This is a genomic window from Sporosarcina sp. Y352 (genome assembly GCF_056786535.1).
Genome location: NZ_JBXCJE010000002.1, coordinates 358,406 through 382,278 on the forward strand (window position 1 = coordinate 358,406; position 23,873 = coordinate 382,278).

Annotated in this window: 28 protein-coding genes; all 28 read left to right on the plus strand. The window is 40.6% G+C overall.

Features of this window, described 5'->3' with window-relative positions; translation table 11 throughout:
* The first annotated feature begins 2 nt into the window (after positions 1-2).
* Entirely contained in the window at positions 3-878 is an 876-nt protein-coding gene (flgG, locus tag AC1TO6_RS04710) for a flagellar basal body rod protein FlgG (RefSeq protein ID WP_482100443.1), read from the plus strand.
* An 83-nt stretch (positions 879-961) separates the two neighbouring features.
* Positions 962-1,183, plus strand: a complete 222-nt coding sequence (locus AC1TO6_RS04715; protein ID WP_482100444.1) for a flagellar FlbD family protein — start codon at positions 962-964, stop codon at positions 1,181-1,183.
* Complete coding sequence (fliL, locus tag AC1TO6_RS04720) at positions 1,173-1,598, plus strand: flagellar basal body-associated protein FliL (protein WP_482100445.1); 426 nt, start codon at positions 1,173-1,175, stop codon at positions 1,596-1,598. Before AC1TO6_RS04715 ends, fliL begins: the two co-directional genes overlap by 11 nt.
* Positions 1,599-1,644: 46 nt before the next feature.
* Positions 1,645-2,643 carry a flagellar motor switch protein FliM gene (gene fliM, locus AC1TO6_RS04725; RefSeq protein WP_482100446.1) on the plus strand — a complete coding sequence of 333 codons (999 nt, stop codon included), beginning with the start codon at positions 1,645-1,647 and terminating at the stop codon, positions 2,641-2,643.
* Positions 2,636-3,826: a flagellar motor switch phosphatase FliY gene (fliY, locus tag AC1TO6_RS04730; RefSeq protein WP_482100447.1), complete on the plus strand. Its 1,191-nt coding sequence runs from the start codon at positions 2,636-2,638 to the stop codon at positions 3,824-3,826. Before fliM ends, fliY begins: the two co-directional genes overlap by 8 nt.
* Before the next feature lie 19 nt (positions 3,827-3,845).
* Positions 3,846-4,208: a response regulator gene (locus tag AC1TO6_RS04735; protein WP_482100448.1), complete on the plus strand. Its 363-nt coding sequence runs from the start codon at positions 3,846-3,848 to the stop codon at positions 4,206-4,208.
* A 16-nt stretch (positions 4,209-4,224) separates the two neighbouring features.
* Complete coding sequence (locus AC1TO6_RS04740; protein ID WP_482100449.1) at positions 4,225-4,920, plus strand: flagellar biosynthetic protein FliO; 696 nt, start codon at positions 4,225-4,227, stop codon at positions 4,918-4,920.
* On the plus strand, positions 4,913-5,578 hold the full coding sequence (gene fliP, locus AC1TO6_RS04745; protein WP_482100450.1) for a flagellar type III secretion system pore protein FliP: 666 nt from the start codon (positions 4,913-4,915) through the stop codon (positions 5,576-5,578). The genes AC1TO6_RS04740 and fliP overlap by 8 nt, the downstream gene beginning before the upstream one ends.
* A gap of 12 nt (positions 5,579-5,590) precedes the next feature.
* On the plus strand, positions 5,591-5,860 hold the full coding sequence (gene fliQ, locus AC1TO6_RS04750; protein WP_482100451.1) for a flagellar biosynthesis protein FliQ: 270 nt from the start codon (positions 5,591-5,593) through the stop codon (positions 5,858-5,860).
* Positions 5,861-5,864: 4 nt separating this feature from the next.
* Positions 5,865-6,641: a flagellar biosynthetic protein FliR gene (fliR, locus tag AC1TO6_RS04755; RefSeq protein WP_482100452.1), complete on the plus strand. Its 777-nt coding sequence runs from the start codon at positions 5,865-5,867 to the stop codon at positions 6,639-6,641.
* Between the two features lies 1 nt (position 6,642).
* A complete protein-coding gene (gene flhB, locus AC1TO6_RS04760) occupies positions 6,643-7,725 on the plus strand; it encodes a flagellar biosynthesis protein FlhB (protein WP_482100453.1) in 1,083 nt (360 codons plus the stop codon).
* A 168-nt stretch (positions 7,726-7,893) separates the two neighbouring features.
* Positions 7,894-9,924 (plus strand): flagellar biosynthesis protein FlhA, encoded by a 2,031-nt coding sequence (flhA, locus tag AC1TO6_RS04765; protein ID WP_482100454.1) that lies wholly within the window; start codon positions 7,894-7,896, stop codon positions 9,922-9,924.
* Complete coding sequence (gene flhF / locus AC1TO6_RS04770) at positions 9,924-11,030, plus strand: flagellar biosynthesis GTPase FlhF (RefSeq protein WP_482100455.1); 1,107 nt, start codon at positions 9,924-9,926, stop codon at positions 11,028-11,030. Before flhA ends, flhF begins: the two co-directional genes overlap by 1 nt.
* Positions 11,023-11,889, plus strand: coding sequence for a MinD/ParA family protein (locus tag AC1TO6_RS04775; protein WP_482100456.1), 867 nt, complete (start codon positions 11,023-11,025; stop codon positions 11,887-11,889). The genes flhF and AC1TO6_RS04775 overlap by 8 nt, the downstream gene beginning before the upstream one ends.
* 1 nt (position 11,890) lies before the next feature.
* A complete protein-coding gene (locus tag AC1TO6_RS04780) occupies positions 11,891-13,039 on the plus strand; it encodes a protein-glutamate methylesterase/protein-glutamine glutaminase (RefSeq protein WP_482100457.1) in 1,149 nt (382 codons plus the stop codon).
* A gap of 13 nt (positions 13,040-13,052) precedes the next feature.
* Complete coding sequence (locus AC1TO6_RS04785; RefSeq protein ID WP_482100458.1) at positions 13,053-15,110, plus strand: chemotaxis protein CheW; 2,058 nt, start codon at positions 13,053-13,055, stop codon at positions 15,108-15,110.
* Between the two features lie 16 nt (positions 15,111-15,126).
* Positions 15,127-15,594 carry a chemotaxis protein CheW gene (locus AC1TO6_RS04790; protein ID WP_482100459.1) on the plus strand — a complete coding sequence of 156 codons (468 nt, stop codon included), beginning with the start codon at positions 15,127-15,129 and terminating at the stop codon, positions 15,592-15,594.
* Positions 15,584-16,216 carry a chemotaxis protein CheC gene (locus AC1TO6_RS04795; RefSeq protein ID WP_482100460.1) on the plus strand — a complete coding sequence of 211 codons (633 nt, stop codon included), beginning with the start codon at positions 15,584-15,586 and terminating at the stop codon, positions 16,214-16,216. The genes AC1TO6_RS04790 and AC1TO6_RS04795 overlap by 11 nt, the downstream gene beginning before the upstream one ends.
* 1 nt (position 16,217) lies before the next feature.
* Positions 16,218-16,712 carry a chemotaxis protein CheD gene (locus AC1TO6_RS04800; RefSeq protein ID WP_482100461.1) on the plus strand — a complete coding sequence of 165 codons (495 nt, stop codon included), beginning with the start codon at positions 16,218-16,220 and terminating at the stop codon, positions 16,710-16,712.
* 370 nt (positions 16,713-17,082) lie between these two features.
* Positions 17,083-17,865, plus strand: coding sequence for a FliA/WhiG family RNA polymerase sigma factor (locus AC1TO6_RS04805; protein WP_482100462.1), 783 nt, complete (start codon positions 17,083-17,085; stop codon positions 17,863-17,865).
* Positions 17,862-18,161, plus strand: coding sequence for an RNA polymerase subunit sigma (locus tag AC1TO6_RS04810; RefSeq protein ID WP_482100463.1), 300 nt, complete (start codon positions 17,862-17,864; stop codon positions 18,159-18,161). Before AC1TO6_RS04805 ends, AC1TO6_RS04810 begins: the two co-directional genes overlap by 4 nt.
* 5 nt (positions 18,162-18,166) lie before the next feature.
* Positions 18,167-18,679 (plus strand): hypothetical protein, encoded by a 513-nt coding sequence (locus AC1TO6_RS04815; protein ID WP_482100464.1) that lies wholly within the window; start codon positions 18,167-18,169, stop codon positions 18,677-18,679.
* Between the two features lie 143 nt (positions 18,680-18,822).
* The gene (gene rpsB / locus AC1TO6_RS04820; protein ID WP_482100465.1) at positions 18,823-19,551 is read left to right on the plus strand and encodes a 30S ribosomal protein S2; all 729 of its coding nucleotides are present in this window, start codon (positions 18,823-18,825) and stop codon (positions 19,549-19,551) included.
* An 86-nt stretch (positions 19,552-19,637) separates the two neighbouring features.
* Positions 19,638-20,522: a translation elongation factor Ts gene (gene tsf, locus AC1TO6_RS04825; protein WP_482100466.1), complete on the plus strand. Its 885-nt coding sequence runs from the start codon at positions 19,638-19,640 to the stop codon at positions 20,520-20,522.
* Positions 20,523-20,599: 77 nt separating this feature from the next.
* Positions 20,600-21,325, plus strand: coding sequence for a UMP kinase (pyrH, locus tag AC1TO6_RS04830; protein WP_482100467.1), 726 nt, complete (start codon positions 20,600-20,602; stop codon positions 21,323-21,325).
* Positions 21,325-21,882 carry a ribosome recycling factor gene (gene frr, locus AC1TO6_RS04835; RefSeq protein WP_482100468.1) on the plus strand — a complete coding sequence of 186 codons (558 nt, stop codon included), beginning with the start codon at positions 21,325-21,327 and terminating at the stop codon, positions 21,880-21,882. Before pyrH ends, frr begins: the two co-directional genes overlap by 1 nt.
* A gap of 404 nt (positions 21,883-22,286) precedes the next feature.
* Entirely contained in the window at positions 22,287-23,081 is a 795-nt protein-coding gene (locus tag AC1TO6_RS04840) for an isoprenyl transferase (protein ID WP_482100469.1), read from the plus strand.
* The gene (locus AC1TO6_RS04845) at positions 23,078-23,872 is read left to right on the plus strand and encodes a phosphatidate cytidylyltransferase (protein ID WP_482100470.1); all 795 of its coding nucleotides are present in this window, start codon (positions 23,078-23,080) and stop codon (positions 23,870-23,872) included. The genes AC1TO6_RS04840 and AC1TO6_RS04845 overlap by 4 nt, the downstream gene beginning before the upstream one ends.
* Position 23,873 lies beyond the last annotated feature (1 nt).

Below are 23,873 nucleotides of genomic sequence, written 5' to 3' on the forward strand. Positions count from 1 at the left end.
AAATGTTACGTTCAATGTACTCAGGAATCTCAGGTCTACGAAACTTTCAGACGAAGCTTGATGTAATTGGTAATAATATTTCGAATGTCAATACTTATGGGTTTAAAAAAGGACGGACGGTTTTTAAGGATTTGATTTCACAGACAGTTGCCGGGGCTTCAGGACCTGGAGATACACGAGGGGGAGTTAACCCAAAACAAGTAGGACTTGGATCGCAAATAGCTACTATTGATACACTTCATACACCGGGTTCGACACAGTTTACTGGAAACACATTGGATTTAGCGATGTCTGGAGACGGATTTTTCCAAGTAGGCCAAAAAAATGCTTCAAACGGTATTGATAATATTCAATATACAAGAGCAGGAAACTTTTACATGGATGAGGTAGGGGCTTTAGTAAACTCGGATGGTCAATACGTTGTTGGAATCCCTGCTGTAAATGGCCAAGACCCCGTGATCAGTACTACGGGAACGCCACCATCTGTTGCAGAAACTACCTTAGGAACGATTACTATTCCCACAACGGCTAAGAGCATGAGTGTTGGTCAAGATGGAAAAGTCTCATATGTAGACGATACTGGTGCACTGAAATATGCGGGAACTTTGATATTAGCAAAATTCCCTAACCCAGGTGGATTGGACAAAAACGGTGGGAATAACTTCAATAATTCTCCTAACTCCGGGACAGCCATTTTAAATACGGCCAGTTCTTCAGGTATTGGAACAATCAACTCAGGTTTCCTAGAAATGTCTAACGTCGATCTTGCCGAAGAATTCACTGAAATGATTGTCGCACAACGTGGCTTCCAAGCAAACACGCGTATCATTACAACTTCCGATGAAATTCTGCAGGAACTCGTTAACTTGAAACGATAAGCAACGATATTAATCATTTAACCTAACATAGCTTTATTAGAAAAGGAGGGTCGGGCCGGCTCTTACAGCCCGGCCCCTTACATATGATACAAGTTACTCGACTAAATGGAAGTGCGTTCACATTGAACGCGCTGTACATAGAAAGAATTGAGTCGTTTCCAGACACGACAATCACCCTAACGACAGGGGCAAAATATGTGGTACTCGATGCGGCTGATGATGTAAACAGCCGGATTGTCGAATTTTATAAGGCGGTCCAGTTGTTATCAAATCCGCATATACGAGGTGAAGAAAATGAAGAATAAATTACTGACAGTATCATTAATCATATTAGTTTGTATTACATTAATCGGCGTTGTCGCTCTCATACTAGTTATGCAGCTAAATAAAGATGATGAAGTGAAAGAGCCCACCATTGATGAGGTTATCGAATCATCGGTCGATGTTGAAGAAATTACAACAAATCTGGGTGACCGACAATTTATCCGTCTCACTTTAAAAATTCAAACGGAAAATAAGGATGCGGCAGAGGAGCTTGCTAAAAGGGATTTTCAAGTGAAAAACATTGTCATCCAAGAACTTTCTGAAATGACGGAGAAAGACCTTGAGGGGAAAACAGGGAAAATGTCGTTTGAGGACGCATTGAAATCCCAACTTAATCCCCTTATGCAAGAGGGGGAAGTCGTGAAAGTCTATATCGTTTCTTATATCATTCAATAACGATTGACTATTAGTCCACTAAATTTAGAGGCCGGGAGGTGACCGTATGTCCGGGGATATTTTATCCCAAAACGAAATCGATGCTTTATTATCCGCGATTTCGACAGGGGAAATGTCTGCAGAAGACATGAAGAAGGAAGATGAGACTCCAAAAGTTAAAGTGTATGATTTTAAACGTGCCCTGCGATTTTCCAAAGATCAGATTCGCAGTTTAACTAGGATTCACGAAAACTTTGCAAGACTTTTGACGACTTACTTTTCAGCACAATTACGAACGTATGTCCAAATAAATGTCGCGTCGGTCGATCAAATTCCATTTGAGGAATTTATTCGTTCAATCCCGAATATGACATTAATTAATATTTTTGAAGTTCCACCCCTGGATGGCAATATCCTAATGGAAGTGAATCCAAACATTGCCTATACGATGCTAGACCGCCTGATGGGAGGAGTTGGAGCTAGCCCAGGAAAGGTTGATAATCTGACTGAAATTGAATTGAAGATTATGACGAACCTTTTTGAACGTTCTTTTGATAACTTACGTGAAGCGTGGTCCGGAATCATTGATATCGATCCCTTCCTTACTGAGATTGAAGTGAATCCGCAATTCCTCCAAATGATATCGCCTAACGAAACGGTCGTTGTCATTTCCTTTAATATTATTATTGGGGAATCTAGCGGTATGATTAACATTTGTATTCCACATGTTGTTTTGGAGCCAATCGTTCCACAACTATCAGTCCGTTATTTTATGCAGTCCAATAAAAAAGAGCCGACCCCAGAGCAAAGTGTAGTCCTCGAAAACAGATTGAAAAAGGCTCCGCTGTCCGTTATTGCTGAGCTTGGGGTTGGTGAAATGTCAGTTGAAGATTTTCTATATCTCCAATTAGGGGATGTCATTAAGTTAGATAGTAAGATTGATGATCCGCTCATTATCAAAATCGGTGAAGTACCCAAATTCACAGCACAGCCAGGGCATCTGAAAAACCGTATGGCTGTTCAGATAATTGATATGAAGATTAGAGGGGATGAAGATGATGAGTGATAATATTCTTTCGCAGGAAGAAATTGAAGCGTTGTTACGAGGGGAACCATTACCGAATAGTGAGTCTGTGGTTGAACCGGAAAAAGGTGTGATAACCGAAGATTATCTGGATGCAATGGAGCAGGATGCGCTTGGTGAAATTGGTAATATCTCCTTCGGAAGTTCAGCGACGGCATTATCTGCATTACTTGAACAAAAAGTTGAAATTACGACGCCAACTATTACAGTAGTTAGTAAGGAAGAATTAGAAGCGGAGTTCATCCATCCGTATGTTGCCGTCAAAGTGGACTATACAGTAGGGCTTAGTGGGATGAACCTACTTGTTATCAAACTGAGTGATGCAGCTATTATCGCAGATCTAATGTTGGGAGGAGACGGTTCCGAGCCAAATATGGATCTTGGTGAAATCCATTTAAGTGCCGTCCAAGAAGCCATGAATCAGATGATGGGCTCAGCTGCAACATCGATGTCTACCTTGTTTAATAAAAAAGTTGATATTTCTCCCCCGTCAATTGATTTGATGAATGTCTTGGAAAACAAGGGCCGGGAATTAATTCCGAAAGACGATTTATTGATAAAAGTATCCTTTACACTTAAAGTAGGTTCGTTAATCGATTCGAAAATCATGCAATTACTTCCACTTGTATTTGGAAAGAATTTAGTTGCCTCACTCATGGGTGGGGATGCTGAGGAAGAAACCGCTGCAGTTGCAGAAATGGCTCCTCCTAAACTGCAACAACCTTCTTCCCCTATTCAGCAAGAGTCATATCAAAGCATGGAACAGCCCGGCTATGAAGCACAATATGGACAACCTGTACCACAACAACAACAACAAATGCCTATGCGGGAACAACCACCTCAAGTGCAAGTTCAGCAGGCACAGTTTGCTAGTTTCGATAATCCCACTTTGAATAGTTCGGAAACGAATAACTTAAATATGCTATTGGATATTCCGTTACAGGTTACAGTAGAACTGGGAAGAACAAAACGTTCTGTTAAAGAGATTTTGGAGATGTCGAGCGGCTCTATTATAGAACTAGACAAACTTGCTGGCGAGCCGGTTGATATTTTAGTGAATAATCGCCATATCGCAAAAGGTGAAGTTGTCGTAATCGACGAAAACTTCGGTGTACGAATTACAGATATTTTAAGCCAAACAGATCGTTTGAATAATTTAAGATAACTAACAGGGGGTCATGGAAATGGGTAAACGTATATTAATAGTAGATGATGCAGCTTTCATGCGTATGATGATAAAAGATATTTTGACAAAAAATAATTTTGAGGTTGTTGGAGAAGCGGCAGATGGTGCACAAGCGGTTGAAAAGTATTTAGAATTAAAGCCTGATCTCGTTACGATGGACATCACAATGCCTGAAATGGACGGAATAACAGCTCTGAAAGCGATTAAAGAGAAAGACCCATCTGCACTGGTCATTATGTGCTCAGCAATGGGACAACAAGGTATGGTTATCGATGCAATTCAAGCAGGAGCGAAAGACTTCATTGTCAAACCGTTCCAGGCAGACCGAGTCGTCGAAGCAATTGAAAAAGCATTAGGATAACCGAAGGATGAAATTAATGAATATACAAAAGCTTTTTTTAGCTCTCATTTTAATCGTTATTTTAGTGAATCAATTCTCATTAATAATTGCTAATGCTGACACAGAGCCGGATCCCGATAAGCCTGTGTCAGATTTGTTTACTAGAGACCCGGAAACTGAAACGGAAGACCGTTCAGATTCTGAAGTAGATGTTCCGCCAACTGACGTACCTACAGAAAAAGAATCAGTTGGTACTTCAGCTGGAGATTATATAAAAACAATGTTTGCTTTACTTTTCGTCATCGGTTTATTATTTGGGCTTCTGAAGTTCGTTAATCGGAAAAATAAACTTTACGATAAAAGTCGATTCATGAAAAATATGGGTGGTATCTCACTTGGGCAGCATAAATCAATTCAGCTGGTCGTTATTGGAGAAGCCTATTACCTCATTGGTGTAGGTGATGACATCCGATTATTAAAAGAGATTACTGACCCTGAAGAAATAGACAAGCTTGTTGAGTTCTACAATACAGATACTACAGATTTGCCGAATGGAATGCTCAATCAATTACTAGTTAGAGTAGCAGGGAAATCAAAAAAATCACCTTATGAAAATTCGGAAGAGTCAACTGATTTTAGCAGTCTCTTTAAATCGAGGATTGAGGAGATGAAAGAGGAAAGGAAACGGCATATCGGCCGCTTGACAGAAAAGGAGCGCAACCGAGATGAATGATATTACTCAATTTTTTTCGGATAGTGACCCATCCAACGTATCGACATCCATTAAAATGATGTTGTTGCTGACCGTTTTATCACTTGCTCCGGCGATTTTAATTTTGATGACTTCTTTTGCGAGAATCATAATTGTTCTATCATTCGTCAGAACAGCACTCGCTACAAACCAAATGCCTCCAAACCAAGTACTCGTGGGGCTCGCGCTTTTTCTAACATTTTTTATCATGGCACCGACATTTCAGCAAGTGAACGAAGAAGCACTTACACCTTTATTTGAAGAAGAGATAACACTCGAAGAAGCCTATGAGTTGGCCAGTATGCCATTTAAAGAATTCATGAGTAAACATACCAGGCAGAAAGATTTAGAGTTATTCCTCCGATACAATGAAGCAGATCGACCTGAATCACTTGAAGATATTCCGCTAACGATGCTTGTCCCGGCGTTCGCGCTGAGTGAAATAAAAACAGCATTCCAAATGGGCTTCATGATTTTCATCCCATTTCTAGTCATTGACATGATTGTGGCAAGTATTTTAATGTCAATGGGGATGATGATGTTGCCACCAGTTATGATATCTTTACCGTTTAAAATACTGCTTTTCGTCCTGGTAGATGGATGGTATCTCATCATCAAATCATTGCTGCAGAGTTTTTAGGAGGAGTTTTGAATGACACAAGAAATGGTTATATCAATAGCTGAGCGTGCAATCTGGGTCATTCTATTGACTTCAGGACCACTTCTAATTCTTGCACTCGTTTCGGGACTTGCTGTCAGTATATTTCAGGCTACAACACAAATTCAAGAACAGACATTGGCATTTGTTCCTAAAATAGTTGCTGTCCTCGTAGGAGTCGTTTTTTTCGGTCCATGGATGCTTGCGAGGGTAACTTCGTTTACGGCTGATATTTTTGAGAATCTTGGTCGGTATATCGGATGATTAGATGGAAGAACTAGTACCTTCATTCGCAGCATATTTACTCGTATTAACACGGGTCACGGCTTTTTTTGTAACACTTCCACTGTTCTCTTATAAGGCAATCCCCGCGACGCATCGCATTATTTTCGGAGTAGTGCTTGCTTGGATAATGGTCTATACGATTGATATTCCTGATTTAGAGATAAATGGAGCTTATTTTCTCTTGATTATTAAAGAAGCAATGACTGGATTATTTATTGGGGTCATAGCCTTCATCGTCATGTCTGCAATTCAGATTGCTGGCGGGTTCATCGATTTTCAGATGGGCTTCGCCATTGCGAACGTCATTGATCCTCAAACGGGGGCACAATCTCCGTTGTTAGGACAGTTTTTCAACTCCCTAGCAATTCTTTTATTGCTCGCATTGAACGGACATCATTTGTTGTTGGATGGAATTTATTACAGCTATCAATTCATTCCAGCGGATCAACTTTGGCCAGCTTTTGGAGAAGAGCGGTTGGTTGAGTTCGTTATAAAAACGTTTGCGACTACATTTGCAATTGCTTTCCAAATGTCAATACCGATAGTGGCAACCTTATTCCTAGTCGATTTGGCACTTGGAATTACAGCAAGGGCAGTACCGCAATTAAACATTTTCGTCGTTGGATTTCCAATCAAAATTGGCGTCAGTTTCATCGTTTTATTTATTATGATGGGCGTTATGATTCAGGTGATGAAGAAATTGTTTGAAGTGATGATTTTGAGTATGAGGGACTTGATGATTATTCTTGGAGGTGGTTAATATGTTATTGCGGCTTAATCTGCAATTTTTTGCAGGGGAAAAAACCGAAAAAGCCACTCCAAAAAAGCGCCAAGATTCTCGTAAGAAAGGGCAAGTGCTTAAAAGTCAGGACGTTACAAGTGCAATTCTTCTACTTTCCGTGTTCCTTTTCCTGTTTTTTTCGGCTGGAATGATGAGGGACCGCTTTTTCGTGTTTTTCCATCAGGCGTTTAATGAATTCATCACAATACCTAAATTGGATGAAGCCCAGGCAATGATTATTTACAGTGATGTATTGATTCAAATGGCTTTTATCCTGTTGCCTGTTATGCTCATTGCTGTCGTTGCGGGCATAGCGGGGAATGTGTTCCAATTCGGCTTACTTATTACAGGTGAACCGTTAAAAATGGATTTAAAGAAAATTGACCCTATCAAAGGATTCAAACGTATTTTTTCCATTCGTGCCATTGTGGAATTAATGAAATCCATATTGAAAATTTCATTTATCGGTACAACTACAACACTTATCGTCATGGCAAATATCGACAAAGTACTTGGATTGGCGTTCAAAAGTCCATGGGATACGTTAACGACTGTAGCCCAACTGACGGCGTTAATGGGAATCGTAGCTGCATTAGTATTGTTATTCATTTCCTTATTAGATTTTATGTATCAGAAATTTGACTATGAAAAAAATCTCCGGATGTCTAAGCAGGATATCAAGGATGAATATAAAAACTCTGAAGGTGATCCTATCATCAAATCACGTATTAAGCAGCTTCAACGTGAAATGTCGATGAGGCGCATGATGCAGGAAGTACCAAATGCAGATGTCGTCATTACAAATCCTACCCATTATGCGATTGCGTTAAAGTATAAGGATGGAGATATGGACGCGCCAATTGTTGTTGCAAAAGGCGTTGACTTCATTGCTCAAAAGATTAAATTGATTGCTAAAGAACATGACGTCGTAATGGTCGAGAATCGCCCACTTGCCAGATCGCTTTATGATGATGTCGAAATTGGCGGAAGGATCCCGGAAGAGTTCTTTAAAGTAATTGCTGAAGTACTTGCGTACGTGTATAGAATTCAGCGCAAAATTTAACTCAGTTACAAGTAGTAAGGATTGAACTTCATCCTTACTTGAAGGACACAATACAGTCCTTCCTTGAAGGATCGAACTATATCCTTCCTACTATCACTAGCTCAATTCAAAATCTGAAAATAAATATGCTTTGGCGTATTTGATTACATACAAGAAAGTAGGGATGACATGCAATTCAGAGATATAGGAGTGCTCGCGGCGGTCATCATGATCGTTGCGATGCTTGTCATCCCGCTTCCACCATGGCTTTTAAGTTTCTTAATTATTATAAATATTACACTCGGACTTTTAGTTCTTTTAACAGCCATGAATATGCAGGAAGCGTTACAGTTTTCAATTTTCCCCACATTAGTTCTTCTTCTAACGCTTTTCCGACTCGGCCTCAACGTTTCAACAACGCGTGCAATTTTAGCGAACGGTGATGCGGGGAGTGTCGTTGAGACATTTGGGACGTTCGTTACAGGCGGGAATATCGTCGTTGGTCTCGTCATTTTCATCATTCTAGTAATCATCCAGTTCATCGTCATTACAAAAGGGGCGGAGCGGGTATCTGAAGTAGCTGCCCGTTTCACACTAGATGCAATGCCAGGGAAACAGATGAGTATTGACGCCGATTTAAACGCAGGTATGATTTCGGAAACAGAAGCACGTACTAGACGTGAAAAAGTTAGTAATGAAGCCGACTTCTACGGTGCAATGGATGGAGCAACAAAATTCGTCAAAGGGGACGCAATCGCCGGTATTATCATCGTTATTATAAACTTACTCGTCGGTATGATAATCGGTGTAGCCCAAATGGGACTGCCGTTCGGGGAAGCGGCATTACTCTTCTCACAACTAACAGTCGGTGACGGGATTGTTTCCCAAATACCTGCCTTACTCACATCGACAGCTACGGGTATTGTCGTCACTCGCGCCGCATCTAAAGGTAATCTGGGTGCGGATATAACTTCACAGCTACTAGGACAGCCAAAACTGCTTTATGTCGCTGCTGCTACAGTTCTATTGCTTGGTCTAGCTACACCAATTAATGACATTTTCACAATGCCAATTGCACTTGCATTAGCGGTGGGAGCATACGTAATGTCTAAAAAAGTTGAAGAAGATCCCAAAGAATTGCTGGAAATGGAAGAGGATATAGAAACGGAAGGTCTGAAAAGTCCTGAAAACGTTGTTAATCTACTCAATATCGATCCGATTGAATTTGAATTCGGTTATGGGCTTATCCCGCTTGTTGATGCAACACAAGGCGGGGATCTACTTGACCGTGTTGTCATGATCCGTAGGCAACTTGCAATTGAGCTTGGGCTTGTTATCCCTGTTGTCCGTATACGAGATAATATCCAGCTACAACCAAATGAGTATAGGATCAAAATTAAAGGAAGTGAATTGGCGAGAGGTGAACTACTTCTGGATCATTATCTTGCAATGAGCCCAGGAGGAGATGATTCAATCGAAGGCATTGATACAATCGAGCCATCGTTTGGACTCCCAGCTAAGTGGATTACTGAAGAGGTGAAAGAAGACGCTGAAATTCTTGGCTATACAGTTGTTGATCCGCCAAGTGTCGTTTCGACGCATCTGACCGAAGTGATTCGTGCGAATGCTGCAGAATTGATTGGGCGTCAAGAAACAAAACAACTTGTTGATCACGTGCGTGAAACGTTCCCAATCCTTGTAGATGAGTTGACACCTACACCATTATCGATTGGTGAAATTCAAAAAGTACTTGCGAAATTACTTAATGAGCATGTTTCAGTGCGGAATTTACCAATTATTTTTGAAACACTCGCGGATTATTCTAAATTCACGTCTGATGTTGATGTCTTAACGGAGTATGTCAGGCAAGCACTTGCTAGGCAAATTACGAATCAGTATGCAGCAACTGGTCAATCACTTAAAGTACTGACGGTGTCTGGAAAAGTGGAGAAAATGATTGCTGACAATATTCAACAGACTGAACAAGGTAATTATTTATCAATTGACCCGCAACATTCACAGGAAATTCTCGAATCAATCGCAGGCGAAGTAGAGCGTGTTGCATTGATGGATCAATCTCCAGTTGTTCTTTGTACTCCGGCAATCCGAATGTACTTGAGACAAATAACTGAGCGGTATTTTCCGCAAATTCCAGTGTTATCATACAATGAACTTGAATCTTCAATTGAAGTCCAAAGTGTCGGGGTGGTGGATATCTGATGAAAATGAAAAAGTATTCGGCTGATTCGATGGTAGATGCCATGAAAAAAGTACGCATGGATTTTGGGGATGATGCGATCATTCTTAGTTCATCTGTCGTTAAATCTAAAGGTTTTCTAGGGCTATTTAAAAAGAAATCCGTGGAAGTAGTCGCAGGCTTCGATGAACCAGTAATGAATGTAGCAGAAACTGTAGTTCCATTGATTGCATCAGACGTGGATAGAGTCGAGTCTGTTGAATTGAAGAAAGAAATGACTGAAGTGAAAAAAATGCTGAGGGATATGCAGCAATCTGCATCTCATTCTCGGTTTCCTGATGAAATCAAACCGTTGCTCGCGCATCTCCGTAAACAGGGGTTGTCGGAGAACACTATTCATCAAATAGGTGAAAATCTTTTTAATCGGATGAAAGCTGATAAAAAAGATTTTACTGTGGAAGAGCAACTTCAGATTGTAAAGCAATTTTTGGACCAAGAAATTGGAAGTTTACCGTTCGGCGGAATATCTTTCAACAAAAAATACATTAACGTGCTGGGACCTACAGGGGTAGGGAAAACGACTACAATCGCTAAAATTGCTGCAAGAGCGCTACTTGAAAAAAAGAAGAAAATCGGTTTTATTACTACTGACACATACAGAATCGCGGCAATCGAGCAGCTACGTACATATGCGAACCTACTACAAGCACCAGTGGAAGTCGCATACAACAGCAATGATTTTGAAAAAGCGATTGAGAAACTGAAAGACTTGGATTTGGTTTTTATCGATACGGCTGGCCGGAATTATAAGGAGGCTAAGTTCGTAGAAGATTTGACACGCCTCATCGATTTTTCACTGGATATGGAATCATATCTGGTATTATCTGTGACTTCAAAGGAAGAAGATATGAGGGTAATTGTAGAACAGTTCAATGCATTTCCAATCGAGAAATTCATTTTTACAAAAATGGACGAAACAGGCTCAATGGGTCCCGTCATTAATTTGATGAAGGATTATGGAATTGGAACCGCATATTACACCGACGGTCAAGAAGTGCCGGAAGATATCATTGAAGCAGATAGCATGAAACTTATCACTTTATTATTAAAGGGTGCTTATGATGCGTGATCAGGCTGAAACGCTCAGACTTAAGATGATGGAGTCCCAAGGTGAAATATCAAAATCGATTGCAATAGTAAGTGGAAAAGGCGGAGTCGGAAAATCAAACTTCTCAACAAATTTTGCCTATGCGCTTATTTCAAAAGGGAAGAAAGTGCTCATTATCGATATGGATATCGGAATGGGTAACATTCATATCCTTCTCGGTACGACACCACAATATAGTTTGAGAGATTATTTGCTAGGAACACAGGAATTGGATGTAGTGATTAATGAGGCGCCTGGGGGTGTGTCTTTCATATCAGGAGGTTCTGGCCTTGATACGGTGATGGAGTGGTCATCGGAAATGTTCGAGAGACTCATTCAAGCATTTGAGTATCTGCAAAAACAATATGATTTCATATTGTTTGACATGGGAGCCGGTGCGACTCAAAATTCGATTGAATTGATTGTTGCGGTCGATGAAATCATTGTGATTTCGACATCCGAACCGACTTCCATCACAGATGCATACTCTATGATGAAATTCATCTGTCTTCAAGATTCTGAAAAAGTGTTCAGCATTGTAAGCAATCGGGTTACAAAAGGAGATGATGGAAACGATGCCATTACAAGACTTCAGTATGCAATGCGTAAGTTTCTTGGTAAAGAGACGAGAATTCTAGGTTTCCTTCCTGAAGACCCAGTTGTTCATAAAGCGGTTATTGCACAAGAACCATTTTTGCTTCTATTTCCAAACGCCCCTATTTCCAAGAGAATATTTGCAATTGCAGAAACTTTTATTAGCCCTAGCTCTACTGAAGCGGTCAAAATAGAAGAAAGGTTCCTTGGAAAACTTAGGAGCCTATTTACGAAAGGGCGTGGATAATTTGAATAGAGACAACCGTAAGAAAGTGCTTGTCGTGGATGATTCAGCGTTTATGCGTAAGCTCATATCAGATTTCCTTTCGGGGCATCCTGAAATCGAAGTGATTGGGACCGCTCGCAATGGTAAGGATGCGGTTGAAAAAGTGCTGTCTTTGAAACCTGACGTAGTTACGCTAGATATTGAAATGCCAATTATGAATGGCCTCGAAGCACTTAAAAAAATGATGACTGATCACCCGGTACCAGTCGTCATGCTTTCCAGCACAACAAAAATTGGAGCGGAAAATACGATGCTGGCTATGGAATACGGAGCAATTGACTTCGTCGCTAAGCCAGGTGGGGCAATTTCCTTAAATCTTCACGAGGTGAAGGAAGAAATAATTGAAAAAGTCATTGCGGCCGCAGAAGTTGATATATCTAAAGTAACAAAGAAATTCACTAATCTGCGGTTAATCGAGCCGGCACCATCAAAATTGACTAATCAACCAATCAGAACTACATCTGAGATTGCTTTGACTTCTAATAATCAGAAAGAGTCGATAAATGTTTCCAGAATAAATAGTAAGATAACAACTAAAACATTTGTTATAATAGGTACATCGACCGGGGGACCTAGGGCATTGCAAGAAGTGCTTACGGGTTTGCCCGCATCCATATCCGCGCCCATACTTATTGTTCAACATATGCCACCAGGTTTTACAAAGTCTTTGGCAGATAGACTGGACGGACTTTGTGATATCCATGTCAAAGAGGCAGAAGATGCCGAGTTGCTTGAAAACGGGACAGCGTATATTGCACCAGGGGGAAAGCATTTAAAAATTAAAAAAATAGGCATGAATTACTACGCTCATCTGGATGCAGTGGAACTACCACGTATGGGACATCGTCCATCTGTCGACGTACTTCTTGAGTCAGCAGCAAAAAGTAATCAATTAAACTATTTGACCGTTATCATGACAGGAATGGGGTTTGACGGAAGAAATGGAATGGTGCTTCTTCGGGAAAGCTGCAGGACAATCACTATAGCCGAATCAGCAAAGTCATCAGTCGTTTACGGTATGCCAAAAGCCATAAAAGAAGCAGGACTGGCTGATCAAGTTGCAGACTTGGAAAATATAGCAGGACTGATAGTGCAAAATTTAAAGTATTGAAGGGGGTGGCATGATGGATACAAGTCAATACTTGGAAATGTTTATTGAAGAAAGTAAGGAACATCTTCAATCATGCAACGAACATCTGTTAGAACTCGAAAAGAATCCGCAAGATCTTGGCATAGTAAATGAAATTTTCCGATCCGCCCATACATTGAAAGGGATGTCGGCAACGATGGGATATGAAGACATCGCCGCACTGACTCATATGATGGAAAATGTGTTGGATGCAATCCGTAACTCAAAGATACGTGTTACAACTGAAATTTTGGACGTTGTACTTAGGGCTGTTGACTATCTTGAAGAGATGGTCTTGGATATTGCATTGGGTGGGACTGGTAAGAAAGATGTACAGGACCTTGTCCAATCACTCAACAGAATCGAAGCTGGAAAAGATCCAGTCAGCAAAGCTACATCAGAAACCGCAGCAACTGCTGAAGCGCCTGTTATAAATGGTAAAGATGAAGGAAATCCCCTTCATTATGATGGATATGAAATGACTGTCATCAGCCAATCTTTTGAACAAGGATTTAATGCGTTTGAAATTACCGTTCAGCTGCGTGAGGACTGCTTATTAAAAGCAGCGAGGGTTTTTATGGTATTTGAAATACTTGAGAAGTCCGGAGAAATTATCAAGTCGGAACCGAAAGTGGAACAACTTGAGAATGAAAACTTTGAAGAAATCTTTACTGTTGCATTAATTACAAAAGAAAATGCGGATGCATTAAAGACTAAAGTAATGAAAGTATCTGAAATCCAAAATGTTACTGTGACGCAAATTACAAATGATTACCTGAAGCAGGATAATGACGATCAGGTAGAAGAAGTTATGGAAAACAAAAAGGCTATTTCAAATGTCCCTGACGTGAGTAAAAGTCCAGATGAACAAAAGGGTAAACGAAATACAGGTGTGACATCAGGCAACAAAACGATTCGAGTGAATATTGATCGACTGGATGTCTTAATGAACTTGTTTGAAGAGTTGGTTATAGACCGAGGCAGACTCCAATCAATTGCTAGCGAAATCCATAATTCGGAACTGAATGAAACTGTCGAAAGGATTACACGAATATCAGGTGATTTGCAAACAATTATCTTAAATATGCGTATGATACCCATTGAGACAGTTTTTAATCGTTTTCCTAAAATGGTAAGACAGCTAGCGCGTGATTTGAATAAGAAAATCAATCTCGAAATTATTGGAGCAGAAACAGAGCTGGACCGGACAGTTATTGATGAAATCGGCGATCCTCTTGTCCATTTAATCCGTAATGCATTGGATCATGGAATTGAAAGTCCGGCCGAACGGCTAGCACAAGGCAAGCCTGAAGAAGGTACAGTAACACTACGCGCATATCATTCCGGGAATCATGTCTTTATTGAACTTGAGGACGATGGTGCAGGTGTTAATCGTCAACGTGTTCTGGCAAAAGCAATAAAGAGCGGTATCATTTCGGAGGAAATGTCTGAGACATTGACGGACCGTCAAGTGGCAGAACTCATTCTTGCATCCGGTTTCTCGACAGCTGAAAAAATCTCGGATGTCTCTGGCCGAGGAGTTGGTCTGGATGTAGTGAAAAATACAATTGAGTCCCTCGGAGGCTTCATTTCGATTGAATCGAAAGAAGGTCAAGGTTCTTTGTTCCAAGTACAACTCCCGTTAACACTGTCTATTATTTCCGTCATGCTTGTGGAATTGGGAGATGAAGTATTCGCAATTCCACTATCATCTATCATTGAAACGGCAATTATTCAAACAACGGAAATTATGAATGCCCACAACCAAAGAGTAATTGATTTCCGTGGCAATATTATACCACTTGTCAACTTGATGGAAATTTTTGAAATGCCGGAAACAGTTAGTGTTTCTGACGAACATCAGTCAATTGTTATCGTACGAAAAGGTGATAAGTTAGCAGGACTTGTTGTCGGTGGTTTTATTGGGCAGCAGGAAATTGTCTTGAAGTCGCTGGGGAATTATTTACAAAGCGTATTCGCGATATCTGGCGCAACGATTCTAGGAAATGGACAAGTTGCGTTAATAGTCGATTGTAACGCATTGATTAAATAGGCGGGAGGGAACTAGAATGACTGACAAGTTAAATCAGAAAGAAATAAAAGTCATCGTTTTCCAACTAATGGATATGGAGTATGCCATTAATGTTGATGCCGTCCAATCCATCGAGAAAGTATTATCTATTACACGTATACCGAAGACGCCTCCGTATGTCAAAGGTGTCATTAATCTTAGAGGGCTCGTTACACCCATTGTAGACTTGCGTGAAAGGTTTGGACTGGATACTAGTGAGTTGGACGACAGCACAAGGATAATTATCGTCACATTGGAAGATTATGAAGTCGGACTTATTGTTGACGCCGCAAACGATGTCTTGGATATTCCTGTGGATTCAATCGAACCGCAACCGGAAGTCGTCGGCTCCATTGAATCAGACTTCATATCGGGTGTTGCTAAGGTAGGGAAACACCTTCTAATAATGTTAAACCTAGATAAGGTCCTAGAACCTATTAAGCGGGTGACGACTGATGAACTCTGAAATCCCGATCACTGATATGCATCTAGATGTATTGAAAGAAGTCGGAAATATCGGTGCAGCACATGCAGCAACTTCATTGTCGCAGTTGCTTGATCGCAAAATAGACATGCGTGTTCCGAATGTCGAACTCGTTTCATTTGATGAAATGTTTGAACTCGCCGGAGGCGCAGAAACGATTGTAGCTGGAATTTATCTACGGATTGAAGGGGATTTGTCCGGAAGCATGTTTTTTGTATTACAATTGGATTCCGCTAACCACTTCATAAAGAAATTGATTCAGGACGAAACATTTGATTTTACGTCACCCGAAGTATCGGAAATAGGACTATCTGCAATGCAGGAACTTGGCAATATCCTTTCAGGTTCTTATTTGTCTGCACTCTCTGACTTAACAGGTTTAAAAATTTACCCAACCGTTCCATCTTTGAGTGTTGACATGGTTGGAGCAATTGTCAGCTTTGGCTTAATCGAAGTATCCCAATACAGCGATGAAGTCATTGTCATTGATACGCAAATTCGTGAGGAAGGCATTAATGGAGCCTCGAGCGTTAACGGTCATTTTTTCCTACTCCCTGACCCTTCTTCTTATGGAACGATTTTTCGCTCGTTGGGTGTTTTGTGACATGATTATATTGAAAGAGGTCGTCAGAGTTGGAATTGCAGATATGAATGTTGTCAGGGGACCGAATACAATCCGGACATCTGGACTTGGCTCTTGTGTAGGGGTAGTGTTGTATGATGATAAAAAGAAAATTGCGGGTATGGTACATATAATGCTTCCAGATTCCAGTCTGGGAAAATTAAATAAACAGAACGCTGCTAAATTTGCAGATACGGGCATTTATGCATTGATGGAATTGCTGAAAACGGAAGGGGTCCGCCCAATGGCTTTGAAAGCAAAAATTGCCGGCGGTTCACAAATGTTTCAATTCGGATCAAGCGATACAATTCGAATTGGACCACGAAATGTCGAGGCTGTCAAAAAAGAATTAAAACGGTTGTCCATTCCAATTACAGGGGAAGACACAGGCGGTTCAAATGGCAGAACGATTGAATTTGACCCTGCACAAACAATTCTTAGCGTCCGAACAGTCAATAAAGATACTAAAGAGATTTAACAAGGAGATATTAAGTTCCATTTCTCCTTATTAAAGCCTCCGGCGGATGTCACAGATTTTGAAGGGAGTTTAGAGGAAGGCAGTCTAAGTTCGCGACGTCCTGTCGCAACAAGGAAGGATTGAACTACATCCTTCCCCACTGCATGACCTACAAGGAAGGATGCAGTTCAATCCTTCCCCCCTGTACGCCTCAAGCTCAATTCAAAATCTTGCCGCAATCACACCGAGGTGTGATTGATTAATAAAAGCGGAATCGTCTGGCCGCTCAGGAATTAAGACGGCGGCTGATCGCTTCAGTCGCCTTTTTTTGTGCTAGTTTGCTATAATAGCAGTAATTATGACAGAATCATCATGGGAAGTGAGGGATTCGATGTCGAAACAGGATTTAATGGAAGAGAATATAGGTTGGGACCTGTGGATTCGTAATCGTGATCCCGAAGCAGGTGACTTACTTGTTCGAAAATACACTCCACTTGTTACCTATCATGTGCAGCGAATCAGCTCGGGATTACCCCGAAATGTTTCACGCGATGATATTATGAGTCTCGGACTTCATGGTTTATTTGATGCATTGACGAAATTCGATCCTGGTAGGGATTTGAAATTTGAAACGTATGCCTCTTTTCGAATTCGCGGGACCATTATTGATGGCTTGCGGAAAGAGGATTGGTTACCGCGTTCTTCAAGGGAGAAATCTAAAAAACAAGAAGAAGAGATTACAAAACTGGAGCAGAAACTGCAACGCCATGCCACTGTAGATGAAATTGCTAGCCATATGGGAATAAGTGTTGACCAGGTATATCAAACTGTCCATGAACATTACTTTTCAAATGTTTTATCAATCGATGAAAAAATGAATGAAGATGATGATGACGGACACAAATCCTTCGTTATTGTAGATCAGGTATCCAAAACACCGGAGCAAAAAACCATGATGAGTGAATTAATCGGTGACTTGGCAACGAAAATCACCGAACTGAATAAGAATGAGCAGCTAGTATTGGATTTTTTTTATACGGAAGAAATGACACTGACGGAGATTGGAGAGATTCTGAGTTTATCCACATCACGTATTTCTCAAATTCATTCGAAAGCGTTGTTTAAACTTCGCAAACTATTATCATCTGAAATAGTCGATGGAGGGATACTATGAGTTTGAAGGGTATTGAACTGCAAATTGCCATACCAAAAACATTTGATGCTGGTAAGCTAGCAGAACAAAAACACCAGCAAGCCCAATTGAACATGGACCATGCCAACTCCCTTACAGAAAGGCAGACTTTTAAGGGAAGAGAGTCCGTGACTGAGTTGGAGAATAGCATGAAGACATCAGCGGATGGTCAATCCCAGGACCAAAGTCAATTGCTGGACGGGGACCGCCAACAAAACGAAGAGGAAGAGAAGACAGTGCACCCGTATAAAGGTTCATTCGTTGACTTTACAGGTTGATTTAAATGACTACAATTTTCTTAGTGTTTTTATTCATCATACAAATAATAAGCTTTTATTTTCTAGCTTTGCTATATACCAAAGTGACTAAGTTCGATGATCTTGAAAAAAAACAACAAAAGCTTATGGTAGAGATGGACAATACAATTGGAGCATATTTATCAGAATTGAAAGATGAGAATGAACGTTTAATAGAACGTCTTTCCGAAAGCGATAGACCGTCTAAGTTTGAAAAGGTTGACAAGAGTACATTTTCTGCAGAAAAAACCGCTGAATCAGAAGAGGTCAATCCTACTTTGCTTGTGAAAAGGCCTAAAATGCCAGTTAATCTTGCATTGAAGTCCTATGCTGCCTCGACCTCACAGAACCTTAAGCAGACCGATGTGATTGAAACGGTAGTGGAGGATGACAGGACGAGGACTTTTGTCCTGCATGACGCCGGTCATTCTGATGAGGAAATTGCAAAGAAACTAGGTAAAGGACTTACGGAAATAGAACTTATCTTGAAATTCCGATGAACTTGTTGCAAATGTAAAAGCTCTATGTTATATTAGCAAGTGGTATTACTACACACGTGCACGGACGTCAGAAATGGTGCCGAGAGGTCGTTCTGTCGGATGAAGTACACGGAGGGAATCAAACCAAACAGGAGGAATAACAAATGTCAGTAATCTCAATGAAACAACTGCTTGAAGCAGGGGTGCACTTCGGTCACCAAACACGTCGCTGGAACCCGAAAATGAAGAAATTTATTTTCGTAGAACGTAACGGTATCTACATCATCGATCTTCAAAAAACGGTGAAGAAATTAGAAGAAGCTTACGCATTCATGCGTCAAGTGGGTGCTGATGGCGGGAAAGTTCTATTCGTCGGTACTAAGAAACAAGCACAAGATGCAATTAAAGAAGAAGCTGAACGCGCTGGAATGTTTTATATTAACCAACGCTGGCTTGGTGGAACACTTACAAACTTTGGTACAATCCAAAAACGTGTTGCACGCATGAAACAAATCGAGAAAATGGAAGAAGACGGTACATTCGACGTACTTCCTAAAAAAGAAGTTGGACAACTTAAAAAACAACACGAACGTCTTGTGAAATTCCTTGGCGGAATCCGTGATATGAAAGCAATTCCAGATGTTATGTTTGTTGTTGACCCACGCAAAGAGCGCATCGCGGTTGCAGAAGCAATTAAATTAAAAATTCCTCTAGTCGGAATTGTTGACACGAACTGTGATCCGGATGAAATCGACTACATCATTCCTGCGAATGATGATGCGATTCGTGCGGTACGTCTGTTAACAAGTAAAATGGCTGACGCTTTGCTCGAATCTAGACAAGGCGAAGACGAAGAAGCGACTCAAGAGGAAACTGTAGTAGCTGCAGAGTAAATCCAGTAAATGAAAAGACGATAAGCGGCTTATACCCTTATCGTCTTTTTTCGGAATTGACGGCTTAATATAGGAGGAATGGAAAAATGAAAATTACAGCACAAATGGTTAAAGAACTGCGTGAAAAAACAGGTACAGGTATGATGGATTGTAAAAAAGCGTTAACTGAAACAAATGGTGATATGGAAGCAGCAATTGACTTCTTACGTGAAAAAGGTCTTTCTAGTTCAGCTAAAAAAGCGGACCGTATTGCAGCAGATGGTACAACATACATCCTTGTTGACGGCAACGAAGCGATTATTTTAGAAGTGAATGCTGAAACTGACTTTGTAGCTAAAAACGAAGGTTTCCAAACACTTGTAAATGAACTTGCTGAGCACATTCTTGCTACAAAACCTGCAACAGTTGAGGAAGCGGTTGAATCGAAATTACCAAACGGATTAACAGTAGCAGATCACATTTCTAATGCTGTTGCTAAAATTGGTGAGAAGATTTCACTACGCCGTTATGAAATCCGTACGAAAACAGACAACGATGCATTTGGTCCATACTTGCACATGGGTGGTCGTATCAGTGTTCTTGTTCTCTTAGAAGGATCAACTGATTCAGATGCTGCAAAAGATGTTGCGATGCATATTGCTGCATTAAATCCTAAATACGTTTCACGTGATGAAGTTTCTGCTGAGGAAGTTGAACACGAACGTAAAATCCTTACAGAACAAGCACTTAATGAAGGTAAACCTGAAAATATCGTAGCGAAAATGGTCGAAGGCCGCATCGGAAAATATTTCGAAGAGATCTGTGTTCTTGATCAGTCATTCGTCAAAAATTCCGATCAAAAAGTTGGGGACTTCGTAAAATCAACTGGCGGAACATTGAAAGAGTTTATTCGTTACGCTGTTGGTGAAGGAATCGAAAAACCTGAAGATAACTTCGCTGACGAAGTTATGAATCAAGTTAAAGGTAACTGATCCATTATAAAGTGAAAATGAGGAACACACGCGTGTGTTCCTCATTTTTTAAGAAAAATAGTAGATGGAGGGTACAAATGAGCATCCCAAAATATAAACGTATCGTCTTGAAATTAAGCGGAGAAGCGCTTGCAGGTGATAAAGGTTTCGGTCTATCGCCAGAAGTTATCAAAACTGTTGCAACGCAAGTGAAAGAAGTTGTCGATCTCGATGTCGAAGTTGCTGTTGTTGTCGGTGGCGGAAATATTTGGCGTGGTAAAGTTGGCAGCGAAATGGGGATGGACCGCGCAACGGCGGATTACATGGGCATGCTTGCTACAGTCATGAATTCCCTCGCTCTACAGGATTCACTAGAAAAAATCGGTGTTGAAACGCGCGTATCGTCATCTATTGAAATGAGACAGGTTGCGGAACCATACATACGCCGGAAAGCTATTCGACATCTCGAAAAAAAACGGGTCGTTATTTTTGCCGCGGGTACAGGGAATCCTTACTTTTCTACAGATACGACAGCAGCACTACGTGCGGCTGAAATTGAAGCAGATGTTATCCTTATGGCGAAAAACAATGTGGATGGTGTCTATTCCGCTGATCCAGCGAAAGATAAAAATGCAGTAAAATACCTAGAACTATCATTTTTGGATGTCATTAACCAAGGACTTGAAGTTATGGATTCAACAGCTTCAACCCTATGTATGGACAACGATATCCCGCTCGTAGTATTCTCTATTATGGAAAATGGAAATATTAAGAGAGCTGTCCTTGGTGAGCCAATCGGGACGGTCGTCAGGAGGAATATATAATGGCAAACGAAGTTATGAACGAAGCGAAAGACCGTATGGAAAAAGCAATTGGTGGATATACAAGAGAACTGGCATCAATTCGTGCAGGGCGTGCAAGCGCTTCTATGCTGGATAGATTAACGGTTGAGTATTATGGTGCAGCTACTCCGGTATCACAGATGGCTGGGATTTCAGTACCTGAGGCGCGCCTTCTTGTCATTCAACCATATGACAAAACAATATTGGCTGATATTGAAAAGGCAATCATGAAATCAGATATCGGAATTACACCTTCGAATGACGGGACTGTCATTCGCCTTGCAGTTCCAGCATTGACGGAAGATCGTCGTAAAGAACTGGTGAAGTCTGTGAAAAAAGAAGCTGAAGAAGCAAAAGTTGCAATACGTAATGTTCGTCGTGACGCAAATGAAGGCTTCAAGAAGCTTGAAAAAAGCAGTGAAATTACTGAAGATGAATTACACAGATATGGTGATGAAATTCAGAAGCTGACGGATTCACAAATTTTGCGAATCGATGAAATCGCGAAAGATAAAGAGAATGAAATCATGGAAATCTGATAGAAGAACTTTCTATATTTCTGGACGTCCTAATTTCAGGACGTCTTTTTCTTTTGCTAAGGAAACTATAAAGTTCACGGACCGTGGAAAACCTTAAATAGGCGATATTCCATGTCTAGATTCCAACATCTAGAGGAGAGGATTAGGTTATGAGTCAGTCCAGGCTTATGGCAAATGACGCCGCGATTGCCTGCAGTACGCAGGTTATGGAGTGGAAAGATTGAACTTTATCACTCCTTGTCGCGAACTTAGACAGCCTTCCTTAAGTCGCCTTTTGGCTATAATCTCAGAATAGGTATTTCCGCGTTTGTTCTTTGAACAGCAATAAAAAATGAAATTAACCGTCTAATTTGTTACGATAGAGTATGAACTTGCTCTGACAGTAGCTGAGTGGAGGAAACAATATGCTGGATAAACTTTTTCGGAAAAAAACAGTGGTGCCAGAGGGCTTGATGTTGGACAAAATTGCCAAAATTCAAAGTAGGCCTATCCCTGCCCATGTAGCAATTATTATGGACGGAAATGGAAGATGGGCAAAACAACGTAATTTACCAAGAGTTGCAGGTCACCATGAAGGTATGAAAAAAGTTCGTATAATAACGCGTATTGCAAATGATCTGGGCATTAAAGTACTTACACTCTACGCATTCTCCACAGAAAACTGGAAACGACCGAAACTCGAAATAGATTTCTTAATGAAGTTACCTGGTGAGTTTTTAAGCACATATCTCCCAGAACTAATCGAGCAAAACGTGAAAGTTGAAATGATTGGGAACTTTGATATGTTGCCGACACATACAAAAGATGCAATTAGCAAAGCGATTGAAGAAACGAAACACAACGACGGTTTGACTTTAAATTTCGCCATGAACTACGGAAGCAGACTCGAGCTAGTTGAATCTGTAAAAGAAATTGCTGAACTCATTGCGGACGGTTCTATTAAACCTGAAGATATTGATGAAACACTCATCGGTTCCCATCTAATGACTGCCCATTTACCGGAACCAGACCTGCTAATCCGAACTAGCGGTGAAGTAAGATTGTCTAATTTCATGTTATGGCAGTTGGCATATGCTGAGTTTTCTTTCACTGATGTGTTATGGCCAGATTTTGATGACATATGCATGTTGAATGCAATCGAAGAATTCCAACTGAGAAATAGGCGGTTTGGAAGTGTGGAAGGGAATGGGGACGTTTGAAACAAAGGATACTGACTGCAATCGTTGCGTTAATTTTATTCGTTCCGCTAGTCATCATGGGAGGAATACCATTCACAATTGCGGTATATGTAATTGCAACAATTGGACTATATGAGCTATTGCGAATGAAAGACATACGTCTATTTTCAATTGAAGGTTTTTTGACATGGATAGCGCTAGCAGTATTATTAATGCCTGCAGTTACCAGTGTCAATCTATTTGAAATGATTGGCTATACAAAAATCGAATTGACATTCGCCATTGTACTTATTTTATTAATCTATACTGTCATTGTTAAAAATCGGTTTACGTTCGACCATGCAGCGTTTTCTGTTTTGGGCGCATTATATGTTGGAATCGGGTTTTATTATTTGATTGAAACACGGGTTTATGGAATCGAATATGTCGTATATGCACTTATGGTGATTTGGACAACTGATTCGGGTGCTTATTTCATAGGCAGAAAAATAGGGAAGCGTAAGCTATGGCCAGAAATATCCCCGAATAAGACCGTTGAGGGTTTTATTGGCGGAGTATTGTCCGCAGTTGTCTTCGCATTCATCTTTCAATACTTCTTCCCGGTAGCTTCAACTTACATAATACTTATTGTAGTGACAATTATAGCCTCAATTATTGGACAACTGGGTGACCTTGTCGAATCAGCACTAAAGAGGCATTTCGAGGTGAAAGACTCAGGACAACTTCTGCCTGGTCATGGTGGGATCCTAGACAGGTTCGACAGTCTCCTTTTCGTTTTGCCATTGCTTCATTTCTTACACTTCGTGGGTTAAC

What these genes read in the sequence shown, in the direction of transcription:
- flgG (WP_482100443.1), top strand. Translation starts at nt 3, where the DNA reads ATGTTACGTTCAATGTACTCAGGAATCTCAGGTCTACGAAACTTTCAG.
- AC1TO6_RS04715 (WP_482100444.1), top strand. Translation starts at nt 962, where the DNA reads ATGATACAAGTTACTCGACTAAATGGAAGTGCGTTCACATTGAACGCG.
- fliL (WP_482100445.1), top strand. Translation starts at nt 1,173, where the DNA reads ATGAAGAATAAATTACTGACAGTATCATTAATCATATTAGTTTGTATT.
- fliM (WP_482100446.1), top strand. Translation starts at nt 1,645, where the DNA reads ATGTCCGGGGATATTTTATCCCAAAACGAAATCGATGCTTTATTATCC.
- fliY (WP_482100447.1), top strand. Translation starts at nt 2,636, where the DNA reads ATGAGTGATAATATTCTTTCGCAGGAAGAAATTGAAGCGTTGTTACGA.
- AC1TO6_RS04735 (WP_482100448.1), top strand. Translation starts at nt 3,846, where the DNA reads ATGGGTAAACGTATATTAATAGTAGATGATGCAGCTTTCATGCGTATG.
- AC1TO6_RS04740 (WP_482100449.1), top strand. Translation starts at nt 4,225, where the DNA reads ATGAATATACAAAAGCTTTTTTTAGCTCTCATTTTAATCGTTATTTTA.
- fliP (WP_482100450.1), top strand. Translation starts at nt 4,913, where the DNA reads ATGAATGATATTACTCAATTTTTTTCGGATAGTGACCCATCCAACGTA.
- fliQ (WP_482100451.1), top strand. Translation starts at nt 5,591, where the DNA reads ATGACACAAGAAATGGTTATATCAATAGCTGAGCGTGCAATCTGGGTC.
- fliR (WP_482100452.1), top strand. Translation starts at nt 5,865, where the DNA reads ATGGAAGAACTAGTACCTTCATTCGCAGCATATTTACTCGTATTAACA.
- flhB (WP_482100453.1), top strand. Translation starts at nt 6,643, where the DNA reads ATGTTATTGCGGCTTAATCTGCAATTTTTTGCAGGGGAAAAAACCGAA.
- flhA (WP_482100454.1), top strand. Translation starts at nt 7,894, where the DNA reads ATGCAATTCAGAGATATAGGAGTGCTCGCGGCGGTCATCATGATCGTT.
- flhF (WP_482100455.1), top strand. Translation starts at nt 9,924, where the DNA reads ATGAAAATGAAAAAGTATTCGGCTGATTCGATGGTAGATGCCATGAAA.
- AC1TO6_RS04775 (WP_482100456.1), top strand. Translation starts at nt 11,023, where the DNA reads ATGCGTGATCAGGCTGAAACGCTCAGACTTAAGATGATGGAGTCCCAA.
- AC1TO6_RS04785 (WP_482100458.1), top strand. Translation starts at nt 13,053, where the DNA reads ATGGATACAAGTCAATACTTGGAAATGTTTATTGAAGAAAGTAAGGAA.
- AC1TO6_RS04790 (WP_482100459.1), top strand. Translation starts at nt 15,127, where the DNA reads ATGACTGACAAGTTAAATCAGAAAGAAATAAAAGTCATCGTTTTCCAA.
- AC1TO6_RS04795 (WP_482100460.1), top strand. Translation starts at nt 15,584, where the DNA reads ATGAACTCTGAAATCCCGATCACTGATATGCATCTAGATGTATTGAAA.
- AC1TO6_RS04800 (WP_482100461.1), top strand. Translation starts at nt 16,218, where the DNA reads ATGATTATATTGAAAGAGGTCGTCAGAGTTGGAATTGCAGATATGAAT.
- AC1TO6_RS04805 (WP_482100462.1), top strand. Translation starts at nt 17,083, where the DNA reads ATGTCGAAACAGGATTTAATGGAAGAGAATATAGGTTGGGACCTGTGG.
- AC1TO6_RS04810 (WP_482100463.1), top strand. Translation starts at nt 17,862, where the DNA reads ATGAGTTTGAAGGGTATTGAACTGCAAATTGCCATACCAAAAACATTT.
- AC1TO6_RS04815 (WP_482100464.1), top strand. Translation starts at nt 18,167, where the DNA reads ATGACTACAATTTTCTTAGTGTTTTTATTCATCATACAAATAATAAGC.
- rpsB (WP_482100465.1), top strand. Translation starts at nt 18,823, where the DNA reads ATGTCAGTAATCTCAATGAAACAACTGCTTGAAGCAGGGGTGCACTTC.
- tsf (WP_482100466.1), top strand. Translation starts at nt 19,638, where the DNA reads ATGAAAATTACAGCACAAATGGTTAAAGAACTGCGTGAAAAAACAGGT.
- pyrH (WP_482100467.1), top strand. Translation starts at nt 20,600, where the DNA reads ATGAGCATCCCAAAATATAAACGTATCGTCTTGAAATTAAGCGGAGAA.
- frr (WP_482100468.1), top strand. Translation starts at nt 21,325, where the DNA reads ATGGCAAACGAAGTTATGAACGAAGCGAAAGACCGTATGGAAAAAGCA.
- AC1TO6_RS04840 (WP_482100469.1), top strand. Translation starts at nt 22,287, where the DNA reads ATGCTGGATAAACTTTTTCGGAAAAAAACAGTGGTGCCAGAGGGCTTG.